This window comes from Acidithiobacillus sp. (genome assembly GCF_023255755.1).
Taxonomy (GTDB): Bacteria; Pseudomonadota; Gammaproteobacteria; order Acidithiobacillales; family Acidithiobacillaceae; genus Acidithiobacillus.
The window spans coordinates 1-12,609 of sequence record NZ_JAGDVS010000109.1; the positions used below are offsets into that span (position 1 = coordinate 1).

Genomic DNA, 12,609 nt, shown 5'->3' on the forward strand with positions numbered 1-12,609 from the left:
AGGCTTCCTCCCGCCACTCCGCCGGCGGCGTCCGCACCCCCAGACGTTGCAGATGGATAATGCAAATATCGAGATACATGGCCTGATCAAAGGGATAAAAGCCCAGCCATAAGCCGAAGCGCTCGGAAAGGCTGATTTTTTCTTCCGCCGTCTCGCCGGGGATGATTTCCTCACCGTGGCGCTGATATTCCTCGTTGTCGGCGAAATGACGCGGCATCAGATGCCGCCGGTTGCTGGTGGCGTAGAGCAGCACGTTGTCCGGACGCGCCTCCACCCCACCGTCCAGCAGGGACTTGAGGGCCTTGTAGCCGGGGTCATCGCCACCGAAAGACAGGTCATCGCAGAAGAGCACAAAGTAATAGGCCTGCTGTGGATCGGCTGCCTGCAGTGCCGCCAGAATCTCCGGCAGGTCGAGGATGCCGTCCGGGTCGATTTCAATCACCCGCAGCCCCCGATCCGCATAACGGCGCAGGAGCGCCTTGACCAACGAAGACTTGCCCGTGCCCCGCCCGCCCCAGAGTAAGGCGTCATTGGCGGGAAAACCGGCGACAAACTGGCGGGTGTTCAAGTCCAGTGCGGCCTTGGTGTCTTCGATACCGAGCAGTTCGTCCATCTCCGGCAAGTCCACGCGGGCCACCCCTTCCAGACGGCCACCGAGGGGCAGATGGCGCCAGCGCGCGGCCTTTACCCCGGCAAAATCGGGCAGAGGATGGCTGCTGTTGTCCCCCAAAAGGGCGGCTAAACCCTGAATCACCTGTTGACGTTCCACTGTCCACGAACTCCTTTCTGTGATTAGATAGCGTAAGATTAACCCCATTTACCGTGGCGCGTCATGAAACTGCTTACCGATTTCCTCCCCATCATCCTCTTTTTCGTGGCCTACAAGATTCACGGGATCTACACGGCCACCGAGGTGCTTATCGTTGCCGCCATCCTGCTGATGGCCTGGCAGTGGTGGCGGCGGGGTCGGGTCGAAACCATGACCTGGGTTTCCACCCTGCTGATCCTGACCTTCGGCGGCCTGACCCTGTATTTTCATAACGACACCTTCATCAAGGTCAAACCCAGCATTCTCTATGTGCTGTTCGCGGCGGCCCTGCTCTTTACCCACTGGCGCGAGCAACCCCTCCTGCAGCGCCTGATGGGCGGACAACTGCCGGCCGCGCTGCCCCTGTCTTTCTGGCGGCGCCTCAATGGCTACTGGATCGCCTTCTTTCTCTTCGGCGCGGTCCTGAACCTGATCGTGGCCTATGCGTTTTCGACGAGTATCTGGGTGGATTTCAAGCTTTTCGGCATGCTCGCCATCACCGTCATTTTCGTGCTCTTTCAAGCGGTGGTGATCTCGCGTGCTTTGCCGCAAGAGGCTAAGGATGGCGATTCGTCGGCGTAGCCTCTGATCGTCGGGGACAGTTGCCAACGGGCTGCAAATGGGGCAGCTTTAGGACATACATCTCACCGACAGGAAAAGGTTCATGTATTACTGCATTATTGGCACGGACAATCCCGATTCCCTGGGCAAGCGCCAGATGGCGCGGGGCGATCATCTGGCGCGCCTGCATCAGTTGCAATCCGAGGGGCGTTTACTGACTGCGGGGCCATTCCCCGCTATAGACAGCGAGGAACCGGGCGAATCGGGGTTTACCGGCAGCCTGATCATTGCCCGTTTTGACTCGCTGGAGGACGCCCATACCTGGGCTGCCGCCGAACCTTATCTCAGTGCCGGTGTTTACGCAGAGGTCAGCGTTCGCCCTTATAAAGGAGTATTTTTGCCATGAACAAGGAAATCCTTGGTAATTTATTGCGTGACGCCCTGAATCCGGAATTCCTGGAAATCAATGACCGGACGGAATCCCACAGTGGTCATGCGTCGTCCGGCGGTGGCGGGCATTACGAGGTGCGCATTGTCAGCAGCCAGTTCGCGGGCTTGGCCCCATTGGCACGTCACCGCCTGGTCAATACGGCCACCGACCCGGTGCGTCACGAGATACACGCGCTGTCGATCAAGGCCTATAGCCCGGAGGAGTATGCCGCCCAAAACCCGCCCAAAACACAGCGTCCAGCCATCGCCCTGAATGTCCTTTAGGGGCGGCGTGCTCAGATGCCAGCCGATAGCTTCGTCCGCAGCTTCCGCGAGTCTTCGCCCTACATTCATCGCTTTCGCGGGCAGACCTTCGTCATCAATTTCGGTGGCGACGCCCTGGCGGATGGCAGCATCCGCAGCCTCGCCCATGACATCGCCCTGCTCAACAGCCTGGGCATCAATGTCGTCCTGGTGCATGGGGCCGGGCCGCAGATTGACGCGGCACTGCTGGCCCACCAACTGCGCACCGAGCGAGTCAACGGCAAGCGCATCACCGACCTGGCGGCCATGCAGGTACTCCGCGAGGCGGTAGGCGGCGCCCGTCTGGTGGTGGAGGCGGCATTGTCCGAGGGGCAAATGGGCTCGCCCATGGCCCATGCCGGGTTGCAGGTGGTCAGCGGCAACTTCATCATCGCCCAGCCCCTTGGGGTGCTGGAGGGAGTGGATTACCAGTATACCGGGCAGGTACGGAGGGTAGCGACAGAGGCCATCCAGCGCCATCTTGCTGCCGACGAAATCGTCCTGCTCTCCCCCATCGGCGTCTCGCCGACGGGCACCCTGTTCAACATCCGCGCGGAGGAAGTGGCCGTAGCAGCGGCCTTGTCCTTGCACGCCGCCAAGCTGGTTTTTTTCATGGACGAAGACGGCGTGACCGATGCCCAGGGCCAACTCCTGCGCCAGGTTACCCTGTCTGAATTGCCGGAATTGCTCACCCGGGACGATATTCAAGGCGACCTGCGCGAGCATCTGCACAGCGCTGCGATCGCCTGCGCCGGAACGGTGGATCGTGTCCATCTCATATCCCGGCATGTGGATGGTGCGCTGCTGCGCGAACTATTCACTCGCGACGGTCTCGGTACCCTCATCTCTCAAGATCCTTTTGAACATCTGCGGACCGCCACCGTCGCCGACATCCCCGGCATCCTTGATCTGATCGGTCCCATGGAAGAGCGCGGCGTGCTGGTGCGACGCAGCCGGGAACGCCTCGAAATGGAAGCAGATCACTTCGTGGTCATGGAACGGGACGGCAAGATCATCGGCTGTGCGGCCATGTATCCCTACCCTGATCAGGGAATGGCCGAAGTCGCCTGTCTTGCGGTAGACAGCCGCTATCGTCGCCAGGGGCGCGGTGAGCGGCTGCTCGACTACTGTCAGGAACGCGCGCGGGAGCAGAAGCTGGAACAGATCTTCGTGCTCAGCACCCAGACGACCCACTGGTTTCTGGAGCGCAACTTTCACCACGGCACCTTGGAGGATTTACCGGTGCTGCGGCAGCACCTCTACAACTTCCAGCGCCGCAGTCAGGTATTTTTTCGCAGCGTGAAAGCGTGAAGCGGGGTCAGGAGGTGTCGGCGACCGCCTCATTCTCCTCGGCTTCGCCTTCCGAAGGAAACCCCGTATCCTCCCCCCGTTCCGTGGCGGCGGCGCGGTCGGGCAGCCTGGACAAGCCCCCGGTGCGGCCATCATAGCGATTGACCACCGTGCAACGACGGGCGATGAAGCCACCCTTTTCCGTCTCACTGGACTCAAGATCAAACTCCAGAATGATGTCCCGGCTCGGGAGGTCATCCGTATCCAATTCGCGCGGCAGGTCAGAAATATGGACAAAGGCCGTCTCGTAGGGAGAGTCGTCCTGCCGGGTATCGGTCACCCACAAACGAGCGGAAATACCGGTCAAAAAACGGATGAAACCGAAGCCGCGGTCCGCCTCCCAACGGATGCAGATACCGCGGATGCGTGAGCCTATTTCCCCCCACGGCACCCGCACGTCGCCGCGGGTGGGAATCAGCCCGGGCACCAGATAACCGGAGTAGAAAGCGTCCGCTTCATGCTGCAATTCTCTGGAGACATTTTTGAACGCCAGCACCTCGACCCGGCATCCCTTATTCTGCAACGCGCGAACCACCTGCAGGAAATCCCCGTCACCCGTGACCAGCAGCACCTGATCCAGCCGCTCGGATTGCAGCATCACATCCACCGCCAGATCCAGATCGGCATTGGCCTTGGACATGCTGTTGCCTTCTTCGTCCACGAACCAGCGCACCGGCTTTTCGATGATTTTCCAGCCCAGATCGCGCACCGCCTGCTGATAGCCACGAATCCGTTCCCGGTACTCGCGGTCACGCTTCATGCGCTCGCCATCCACCGCCATGTAGGTGTTCAGGCGTAGTAGTCGCGCCCCGTCCTCCCGCCCGGCGAAGCGCCGCAGCACGTCATAACGCATGGCATAACCGCCGTTATAACGAATATTTTCGGCATCCACATAGACGCCAATATGTAGCTCACCAGTACTCATGAATGCTCAGGACTCCAGGATCGCGCCGTTGGCGGCGTTAGTCACCAGCTTGCGATAACGGCGCAACCACGGTGACTTCAGGGGCTTTTCTATCGGCACCCAATGCTTGCGGCGTTCGGCCAATTCCTCGTCACTCAGGTCGACGTGGATTTTGCCGTTATCGAGGTCAAGAGAAATAATGTCCCCATCTTTCAGCAGGCCGATGGGGCCGCCCTCTGCCGCCTCTGGGGAGATATGGCCGATACAGGCCCCGCGGGTCGCCCCACTAAAACGGCCATCGGTAATCAATGCCACACTTTCGCCCAGGCCCATGCCCATGATGTTGGCGGTAGGCGTCAGCATTTCCGGCATACCGGGGCCACCCTTCGGGCCTTCGTAACGGATCACCACCACATTACCGGCCTTGACCTCACCGGCAAGAATACCGTCTGCTGCGGTTTCCATACTCTCAAAAATCTTCGCTGGTCCAGAGAACTTCCGCATGGCGGGCAATACCGCACCAATTTTGACGATACCGCCTTCGGGCGCGAGATTGCCAAAGACCACCCGCAAGCCGCCGGTGGGTGAAATGGGGTCATTGGCCAAATGGATGATCCTGCTGTCCTTGACCGTCGCCGCCGATACGATCTCGCGCAGGCTCTGGCCACTCACTGTCGGCTTATCGAGATGCAGCACATCGGGGTTGCGCTTGTGCACCTCATGGAGGATAGCCGGGATACCACCGGCGCGGCCGATGTCCTCGATATGCACCGTAGACAGGGCTGGCGATACCTTGGCAAGGTAGGCCACCTGCTGCGCCAGATCGTTCAGCCGCGCCAGCGGATAATTCAGACCGGCCTCCCGGGCGATAGCCAGGGTGTGCAGCACCGTGTTGGTGGAACCGCCCATGGCCATGTCCAGTATGAACGCATTATCGATGGCATCGAAATCCACCAGTTGCCGCATGGTCGGCCCGCCCGCCATGGCCAGTGCCACCACCCGGTCCGCAGCCTGCCGCACCAGGTCGCGGCGCGCCGCCGCCGTCGCCAGGATGGTACCGTTGCCGGGCAGCGCAATACCAAGGACCTCCATCAGGCAGTTCATGCTGTTGGCCGTGAACATGCCGGAGCAGGAGCCGCAGGTCGGACAGGCCTTGTCCTCGATCTCTTTGAGACGGATTTGGGTGATCTGCCCGCGCTTGAACTGTCCGACCGCCTCAAAGGCCGTCACCAGATCGATCGCTGTTCCGTCAGACAGATGACCGGCCTCCATAGGGCCGCCGGAGACGAATACCGTGGGGACGTCACAGCGCAGCGCGCCCATGATCATACCGGGCACGATCTTGTCGCAGTTGGGGATACAGATAAGCGCGTCCAGATGATGGGCCTGCACCACCGTCTCGATGGAGTCCGCAATCAGCTCACGGCTCGGCAGCGAGTAACGCATACCGTCGTGACCCATGACGATACCGTCATCCACACCGATGGTATTGAACTCGAAGGGCACGCCCCCTGCCGCACGGATGTTCTCCTTGACGATGCGTCCGAACTCCTGCAAATGCACATGGCCGGGGATAATGTCGATGAAGGAGTTGGCCACCCCGATGAAGGGCTTATCCATATCCTGGTCGGTGACACCGCAGGCCTTGAGCAGGGCGCGGTGGGGAGTGCGTTCAAAACCTTTTTTGATCGTATCGGAGCGCATGAGGTCCTCGTGGCAAGTTCAGCAGGGGATGCATCGCGTGGATAACACCCAGAGAGCGGCGCGACAGGGTGCAGGGTAAAAGCACACTGACCGTCTGGTTAGTATCCGCAGTATAGGGCCAAGTGTGAGACAGGCCAAGAAGCAGGCGCTCGCCGGGCTGCAAATCCGCTGAGTTTTTCTCATCCGATGACAGAATAAATAAGATTTTCAATGTAAATTGAATTTCCAACCGGATACTCAAACAAGGTGTTTTTTGCATCTGCTCATATACATTTTATTTGTGCCGACAGCTGACTGCCTGCATAGAGCGGACATTCAACCCTGCGGCGCAGCAGGCGCTGGCCGCAACCACTCATCCCATATCGCCAGCAATACGGCCAGCAGCACCGGCCCCAGGAACAACCCGAGAAAACCGAAAGCGAGAATGCCGCCCAGCACCCCGAAGAGCACCAGCAGAAACGGAATCCGTACCGCGCTGGAAATTACCAGCGGGCGAATCAGGTTATCAATCCAGCTCACCACCAGCGCACCCCACAGGGCCAGCCCTACTCCCGCCAAGATATCGCCCTGAAAGAGCAGCCAGATGCTCGCAGCGCCCCAAACCAGGGGCGTACCGACGGGAATAAAGGAAAACAGCAGGGTGATGACAGCCAGCAGTACGGGCGCAGGCAGTCCTGCCACCGCGTAACCCACCCCCGCAAGGGCACCCTGCGCCACCGCTGTCGCCAGAATGCCGTAAATCACCGCACGGATGGTGCTGGCCACCGTCCGTAGATAGGCGTCGCCCCGTTGTCCCAGCACCTGGCCGACAAAACGGCGCAACTGATCCAACAGCAGTTCACCATACCGGTAGAAGAAAAAGGCGGTGATGAGAACGAGTATAAGCAAAGCGCCGAAGCGCCCGATCCCACCCGCAACACTGCCCAGCCGTCCCGCCCAGGCGGAGAGGTCGGGAGACAGAGCACCGGGCATCAGTTTCGCCGTCCAGGGGGCGGGGATCTGCGCGAGCAGATCATGCACCCAAGGTATCTGAGTCAGCCTTGCTTCCAGGGTCGTACGTGCATCCTGGCTGCCGAGGTCGGTCAGTACATGGTGCAACTCCGTGCCCAGGGTGATGCTCAGGAAAAGTACGGGAAGAATAAAAATCAGCGCCAGCATGAGCGTGGCGCCTGCTGCTGCCAGCACGGGCGGCCAATGTCGGCGCATGGGACCAGCCAGCGGCCAGGTCGCATAAACGAGAACAGCCGCCCAGCCAAGAGCTGGCAAAAAGGGAGCAAGGATTTTCCAGACAAGGGCAAAAAAGAGAACGGCGGCGAGCAATTGGCCGAAGGCGAATCGCAGATCGCGAACCGTCAGATCCGCGAGACGCATCGTGATTTAGCGCCGCGCGACGCCGCTTTCTCGCGCGGCAACGGTCACTGCGCCAGAGACCCGCTGCCGTAGGCGCGGGTCCAGAGGTTTGGGGATAATGTACTCGGGGCCAAAGGCCAGACCTTGCGTTGCAGTCCGCCCATAAGCGGCCTGCACCGCGTCCGGTACCGGCTCCCGCGCCAGCTTCGCCAAAGCATCTACGGCCGCCAGCAGCATGGGCTGGTTGATCTGCCGAGCCCGGCAATCCAGCGCACCGCGGAAGAGGAAGGGAAAGCCCAACACATTGTTGACCTGGTTGGGCATATCCGAACGACCCGTGGCGATGATGGCGTCGGGACGCAGTCGCCGCGCTACGGCGGGGTCCACCTCAGGATCGGGATTGGCGAGTGCAAAAATCACTGGCCTGGGCGCCAGCGTCGGCAACGCCGCCTCCGGAATAGCGCCGCGCACAGAGACGCCGATCACTACATCGGCACCGCGCAACATTGCCGCCAGATCCCAGTCCCTGGGCGCCACCGCAAAGGGTTTATGCCATTGGGTAAGGTCCGTACGTCCGCTGTGCAGCACGCCGTGCAAATCGCTCAGGAAGATATCCGCTACCCCCAGCGCCCGCAACATACGCGCAATGGCAAGTCCGGCGGCGCCAGCACCAACAATAGCGACCTTGATGCGGCCTAATTCCTTACCCTGCAATTCCAGTGCATTCTGCAACGCCGCAGCCACGATCACTGCCGTACCATGCTGATCATCGTGGAATACGGGGATGTCCAGCATGGCCTGCAAGGCTTCTTCGACCTGAAAACAGACCGGAGCACCGATGTCTTACAGATTGATGCCGCCAAAACCGGGGGCGATGGCCACCACTACGTCGATGAGATGTTCGGCATCGCGCGCCTGCACTTCGATATCAAAAGCATCAATATCTGCGAAGTGTTTGAAGAGCAGTGCCTTGCCTTCCATGACCGGCTTACCCGCCAGCGGCCCGACGTTGCCCAGACCGAGCACCGCCGTACCGTTACTGACTACGGCGACGAGGTTGCCCTTCGCGGTATAGTCGTAGGCCTTCTCCGGATCGTCGGCGATCTCACGCACCGGAGCGGCGACTCCGGGCGTGTAGGCCAGAGACAGATCTTCCTGACTGCTGCAGGGCTTGCTCGGTATGACCGAAAGCTTACCCGCTGGCGTGCGGGCGTGATACTCCAGTGCCCGTCGCCGCAGATCTGTCTGGGTATCTGTCTCCGTCATAGCGATTTACTGACCGCCGTAACGCTTGCGGAATTTCTCTACCTGACCAGCGGCAGAAACGGCGCGCTGCTTACCGGTGTAGAAAGGATGACATTCGGAGCAGAGGTCGATGTGCAGGTCGCGGTTCGCGGTCGAGCGCGTCTTGAAGACGTTGCCGCAACTGCAGGTGACGGTGATTTCTTCGTACTTGGGATGAATATTGGTTTTCATGATAGCTACTCTCGGGGCCTCGATACAAAGAGGCGAATTATAGGGATGGACAGGGCAGGCGTCCAGCGGACCCGCTTAACGGTTCATGGAGTCGAAGAACTCCGCGTTTGTTTTGGTACCACGCACCTTGTCGAGCAGGAACTCCATGGATTCCACCGGATCCATAGGTGCCAGCAACTTGCGCAACACCCACATTTTACTGAGCATCTCGGCCGGAACCAGCAGCTCTTCACGACGGGTGCCGGATTTGTTCAGATTGATGGCAGGGTAAGTACGTTTCTCGGCCAGGCGACGGTCGAGATGCACTTCCATATTGCCCGTACCCTTGAACTCCTCGAAGATGACTTCGTCCATCTTGGAACCGGTTTCCACCAGGGCCGTGGCAATAATGGTCAGGCTGCCGCCCTCTTCGATATTGCGTGCGGCGCCGAAGAATCGCTTGGGCTTTTGCAGCGCATTGGCATCCACGCCGCCGGTCAGAACCTTGCCGGAAGAAGGCACCACGGTGTTGAAGGCACGCGCCAGACGGGTAATGGAGTCGAGTAGAATGACCACATCGTGTTTGTGCTCGACCAGGCGCTTGGCTTTTTCCAGGACGATTTCTGCAACCTGGGTGTGGCGCGTCGCCGGTTCATCAAAGGTGGAGGAGACCACCTCGCCCTTCACCGAGCGCTGCATTTCCGTCACTTCTTCCGGGCGCTCATCAATGAGCAGCACGATCAGATAGCATTCAGGATGATTGGCAGTGATGGCGTGGGCAATCTGCTGCAGCAACACCGTCTTACCCGTTTTAGGCGGGGCAACGATCAGACCGCGCTGGCCCTTACCGATGGGTGACACCAGATCAATGATCCGCGGTGCCATTTCGCCATAGGGGATATTGTCGGATTCCAGACGCAGTCGCTCTTCGGGGAACAGTGGCGTCAAATCGTCGAAGTTCACCTTGTTGCGAGTCGCTTCCGGCGCTTCGAAATTGATGCTCTCTACCTTGAGCAGTGCGAAATAGCGCTCACCCTCTTTGGGAGGACGAATCTGCCCGGAAACCGTGTCTCCGGTCTGCAGATGAAAGCGCCGCACCTGCGAAGGCGAGACATAAATGTCATCCGGCCCCGCCATGTAGGACCCTGAGGCTGCTCGCAGGAAACCAAAACCATCCTGCAAAATTTCCAGCACGCCCTCGCCGTAGATGGCATCCCCGTTGCGCGCGTGCGCCTTGAGGATATTGAAGATGATTTCCTGTTTCTTCTGGCGGGCGGTACCCTCTAACCCCATATCCTGACAGATCACCGCCAGTTCGGCGGCTGTTTTGCGTTTAAGATCAGTCAGATTCATCGCCGAAGCGCCAGGTGCTGGACAAAGCGTACTATCGTCTTCGTCGTCTACCAGAATATCTTCGTTGGGGAAGGACTTGGGCGTCCGGGGAGATTTACGGCGGGGACGTGGTGTATTCAAAGTTGACTATCCAGGAATGTGGTCAGTTGGGCTTTACTCAGGGCACCCACCTTGGTGGCTTCAAGCTTGCCCGCTTTGAAGAGGAGCAATGTGGGAATACCGCGAATGCCATACTGAGGGGGCGTGTTGGGATTTTCGTCGATGTTAAATTTAGCAACCTGCAGGCGGTCGGCATATTCGCCAGCGATATCTTCCAGAATGGGGGCAATCATCTTGCAAGGTCCGCACCATTCGGCCCAAAAATCGACCAGAACCGGTTTGGAAGACTTCAGTACGTCCGTTTCAAAACTGTCATCAGATACATAAAGAATAGCGTCACTCATTGGAGAGGGCTCCTCAGTCAGTTGGGTATAGCGCTTCGGTGGATATTCATGAGATTTTTATCGTTCGAGGGGTTCAGCCCGAGACCACATGCGCCGGATGGCGCCCGCAGATAAGCACTTCATTTCAGTCCATAAGGTGATTGAAGGATAGCACGATAAAACTGGGATGCAAGAGAGATGGGCAGTCACTTTCGTTAAAGTTTTAAGCCAGTAAGGGTGGCGGAGAGAGAGGGATTCGAACCCTCGATGGAGTGTTTAGCCCCATACTCCCTTAGCAGGGGAGCGCCTTCAGCCGCTCGGCCATCTCTCCGGTAGCGGGATTCTAACCTGATGCGGGTGCCAAGGTCAAAACCTGATGCCCAAGCCGGGCACAGGAGAATGGCGTGGCCGCCACCGCGGGGTTGACGTATGGTAAACTAACTACGTTTGGTAAAGCTTGGAAAAGATGGCGTGACTGCACTTCTGGTTCTGAACAATCTGGCAAAACGGCTTCCCGGAGACCCACAGCGTTGGTTATTCCGCAATGCGAGCCTCAACATAGCACCAGCAGACTTCGTAGCTATCATGGGGGAAAGTGGCGTTGGCAAAAGCACCCTGCTCAATATTATTGCCGGCCTGGATCGCCCCGATGCGGGGCACATGACTTTCAAGGATCAACCGCTCGACACCCTGGATGACGACGCGCGTACGCTCCTGCGGCGGCGGCACATGGGTTTTGTGTTTCAGGCCTTTCATCTGATCCCGCAATTGACCGTAGAGGAAAACATCGCCCTGCCCTGGCGACTGAACGGCCTCTCCCGGCGTGACATGAATCAGCGGGTTAAAATACTGGCGGAACGCCTCGGCATCGGCAGTCACCTGAATGCCTGGCCAAGAGAGCTTTCCGGCGGCGAGATGCAGCGGGTTGCGGTAGCGCGGGCGGTAGTACATCGCCCGTCACTGATCCTTGCTGACGAACCGACAGGCAGTCTCGACGCCGATTCTGCGGAAACCGTGCTCAGCCTCCTGCGTGAAGCGGGAGAAGCGGAAGGGGCGGCTGTTTTACTGGTGACCCATTCGGCAACGGCGGCAGGCTGGGCGCAGCGGCGTCTGCGCTTCGACGCACAGGGCTTCCGTTTCCTGTGATCACCCGGATTCCGTGGCAGGCGGCCGTTTGGCGTCCCCTGCGCCAAAGGTCGGGCGCGAGCGTGCTGGCTATCATCGGCATTGCGCTGGGGGTCGCGCTGGGACTGGCCATCGCCCTCATCAACATTCAGGCCGTGAGTGATTTTTCCACCGGACTGCGGCGCCTGTCGGGGCAGGCTGACCTGGCGCTGACGGCGCCGGGACGGGGCTTTTCCGAACAATGGTATGTGCGCCTGAGTATGGCCAAAGGTGTGGCCGTAGCTACTCCGGAAATCCGCTTGCAGGCGCCGGTGCTGCATCCTGCCAGCAAAGGAATGCTCCATATTCTGGGTATTGACGCCTTTCAGGCGGCGCGGATGGGGCAACCACTGCTGCCTTTCAACCTGCATAACCCGCTTGCCATGCTGACCCCTGACCACATTGCCCTGAGCCCGGCGGCGCTGGCGCATCTCGGCCTGCGGGTAGGTGATACGCTGACGCTCGATGCGGATGGGCAGCCACGCACGCTACGGATCATCGGGGAACTCCCCGATATGGGCGATAGCGGAGCATTCGGCGTCATGGATATTGCGGCGGTGCAGTGGTTGTGGGGACAGGTGGGCGCCATGAATCAGGTGGACCTGCGCCTGCGTCCCGGAACGAGCACCGGCGACTTCCTGGCGCAGTGGCGTGGCCATTTGCCGGTCGGCGCCGTGCTGCAAAGTCCTGCCCAGCAAGGGCGGGTAGCAGCGGATGCATCGCGCGCCTATCGGGTGAATCTGCTGGTGCTGTCGCTGGTGGCGCTGTTTACCGGGGCCTTTCTCGTCTATTCCACCCTGGCCATG

Annotated in this window: 15 protein-coding genes and 1 tRNA gene; 6 read left to right on the top strand and 10 right to left on the bottom strand. The window is 59.7% G+C overall.

Translation table 11 applies throughout. The features are described from left to right. The coding region (locus Q0C48_RS07560; RefSeq protein ID WP_291523059.1) for an ATP-binding protein at positions 1-769 on the bottom strand (769 nt) is incomplete at its 3' end. A gap of 63 nt (positions 770-832) precedes the next feature. Between Q0C48_RS07560 and Q0C48_RS07565 the strand changes: the two genes are divergently transcribed. The 4 genes from Q0C48_RS07565 to argA all read left to right on the top strand — a co-directional run bounded on the left by Q0C48_RS07565 (position 833) and on the right by argA (position 3,412). Then, positions 833-1,390 (top strand): septation protein A, encoded by a 558-nt coding sequence (locus tag Q0C48_RS07565; RefSeq protein WP_291523061.1) that lies wholly within the window; start codon positions 833-835, stop codon positions 1,388-1,390. Between the two features lie 82 nt (positions 1,391-1,472). Continuing rightward, positions 1,473-1,775 carry a YciI family protein gene (locus tag Q0C48_RS07570; protein ID WP_291523063.1) on the top strand — a complete coding sequence of 101 codons (303 nt, stop codon included), beginning with the start codon at positions 1,473-1,475 and terminating at the stop codon, positions 1,773-1,775. Further along, positions 1,772-2,083: a BolA family transcriptional regulator gene (locus Q0C48_RS07575; protein WP_291523065.1), complete on the top strand. Its 312-nt coding sequence runs from the start codon at positions 1,772-1,774 to the stop codon at positions 2,081-2,083. The genes Q0C48_RS07570 and Q0C48_RS07575 overlap by 4 nt, the downstream gene beginning before the upstream one ends. Before the next feature lie 15 nt (positions 2,084-2,098). Further along, entirely contained in the window at positions 2,099-3,412 is a 1,314-nt protein-coding gene (gene argA / locus Q0C48_RS07580; RefSeq protein WP_291523067.1) for an amino-acid N-acetyltransferase, read from the top strand. A 7-nt stretch (positions 3,413-3,419) separates the two neighbouring features. Here the strand turns inward: argA and Q0C48_RS07585 are convergent, their stop codons facing one another. The 9 genes from Q0C48_RS07585 to Q0C48_RS07625 form a co-directional block, all read right to left on the bottom strand. Beyond that, positions 3,420-4,376 (bottom strand): NYN domain-containing protein, encoded by a 957-nt coding sequence (locus Q0C48_RS07585; protein ID WP_291523069.1) that lies wholly within the window; start codon positions 4,374-4,376, stop codon positions 3,420-3,422. Positions 4,377-4,382: 6 nt separating this feature from the next. After that, complete coding sequence (ilvD, locus tag Q0C48_RS07590; RefSeq protein ID WP_291523070.1) at positions 4,383-6,059, bottom strand: dihydroxy-acid dehydratase; 1,677 nt, start codon at positions 6,057-6,059, stop codon at positions 4,383-4,385. A 315-nt stretch (positions 6,060-6,374) separates the two neighbouring features. Then, positions 6,375-7,430, bottom strand: a complete 1,056-nt coding sequence (locus Q0C48_RS07595; protein WP_291523072.1) for an AI-2E family transporter — start codon at positions 7,428-7,430, stop codon at positions 6,375-6,377. A 6-nt stretch (positions 7,431-7,436) separates the two neighbouring features. Continuing rightward, positions 7,437-8,204, bottom strand: coding sequence for a malic enzyme-like NAD(P)-binding protein (locus Q0C48_RS07600; RefSeq protein WP_291523074.1), 768 nt, complete (start codon positions 8,202-8,204; stop codon positions 7,437-7,439). A gap of 48 nt (positions 8,205-8,252) precedes the next feature. Continuing rightward, complete coding sequence (locus Q0C48_RS07605; protein ID WP_291523076.1) at positions 8,253-8,675, bottom strand: hypothetical protein; 423 nt, start codon at positions 8,673-8,675, stop codon at positions 8,253-8,255. A gap of 6 nt (positions 8,676-8,681) precedes the next feature. Next, positions 8,682-8,885, bottom strand: coding sequence for a 50S ribosomal protein L31 (rpmE, locus tag Q0C48_RS07610; RefSeq protein ID WP_291523078.1), 204 nt, complete (start codon positions 8,883-8,885; stop codon positions 8,682-8,684). 75 nt (positions 8,886-8,960) lie between these two features. Further along, positions 8,961-10,217, bottom strand: a complete 1,257-nt coding sequence (rho, locus tag Q0C48_RS07615) for a transcription termination factor Rho (RefSeq protein ID WP_291523085.1) — start codon at positions 10,215-10,217, stop codon at positions 8,961-8,963. A 116-nt stretch (positions 10,218-10,333) separates the two neighbouring features. After that, entirely contained in the window at positions 10,334-10,660 is a 327-nt protein-coding gene (gene trxA, locus Q0C48_RS07620) for a thioredoxin TrxA (RefSeq protein WP_291523080.1), read from the bottom strand. A gap of 217 nt (positions 10,661-10,877) precedes the next feature. Further along, positions 10,878-10,970, bottom strand: a tRNA-Ser gene (locus Q0C48_RS07625). Positions 10,971-11,110: 140 nt separating this feature from the next. Here Q0C48_RS07625 and Q0C48_RS07630 point away from each other — a divergent pair. Next, positions 11,111-11,785: an ABC transporter ATP-binding protein gene (locus Q0C48_RS07630; protein ID WP_291523082.1), complete on the top strand. Its 675-nt coding sequence runs from the start codon at positions 11,111-11,113 to the stop codon at positions 11,783-11,785. A 62-nt stretch (positions 11,786-11,847) separates the two neighbouring features. Beyond that, positions 11,848-12,609, top strand: a 762-nt coding sequence (locus tag Q0C48_RS07635) for an ABC transporter permease (protein ID WP_291523084.1), incomplete at its 3' end; no start/stop codon positions are given.

What these genes read in the sequence shown, in the direction of transcription:
- Q0C48_RS07565 (WP_291523061.1), top strand. Translation starts at nt 833, where the DNA reads ATGAAACTGCTTACCGATTTCCTCCCCATCATCCTCTTTTTCGTGGCC.
- argA (WP_291523067.1), top strand. Translation starts at nt 2,099, where the DNA reads ATGCCAGCCGATAGCTTCGTCCGCAGCTTCCGCGAGTCTTCGCCCTAC.
- Q0C48_RS07605 (WP_291523076.1), bottom strand. Translation starts at nt 8,675, where the DNA reads ATGACGGAGACAGATACCCAGACAGATCTGCGGCGACGGGCACTGGAG.
- Q0C48_RS07570 (WP_291523063.1), top strand. Translation starts at nt 1,473, where the DNA reads ATGTATTACTGCATTATTGGCACGGACAATCCCGATTCCCTGGGCAAG.
- trxA (WP_291523080.1), bottom strand. Translation starts at nt 10,660, where the DNA reads ATGAGTGACGCTATTCTTTATGTATCTGATGACAGTTTTGAAACGGAC.
- rpmE (WP_291523078.1), bottom strand. Translation starts at nt 8,885, where the DNA reads ATGAAAACCAATATTCATCCCAAGTACGAAGAAATCACCGTCACCTGC.
- Q0C48_RS07585 (WP_291523069.1), bottom strand. Translation starts at nt 4,376, where the DNA reads ATGAGTACTGGTGAGCTACATATTGGCGTCTATGTGGATGCCGAAAAT.
- rho (WP_291523085.1), bottom strand. Translation starts at nt 10,217, where the DNA reads ATGAATCTGACTGATCTTAAACGCAAAACAGCCGCCGAACTGGCGGTG.
- Q0C48_RS07600 (WP_291523074.1), bottom strand. Translation starts at nt 8,204, where the DNA reads ATGCTGGACATCCCCGTATTCCACGATGATCAGCATGGTACGGCAGTG.
- Q0C48_RS07575 (WP_291523065.1), top strand. Translation starts at nt 1,772, where the DNA reads ATGAACAAGGAAATCCTTGGTAATTTATTGCGTGACGCCCTGAATCCG.
- ilvD (WP_291523070.1), bottom strand. Translation starts at nt 6,059, where the DNA reads ATGCGCTCCGATACGATCAAAAAAGGTTTTGAACGCACTCCCCACCGC.
- Q0C48_RS07595 (WP_291523072.1), bottom strand. Translation starts at nt 7,430, where the DNA reads ATGCGTCTCGCGGATCTGACGGTTCGCGATCTGCGATTCGCCTTCGGC.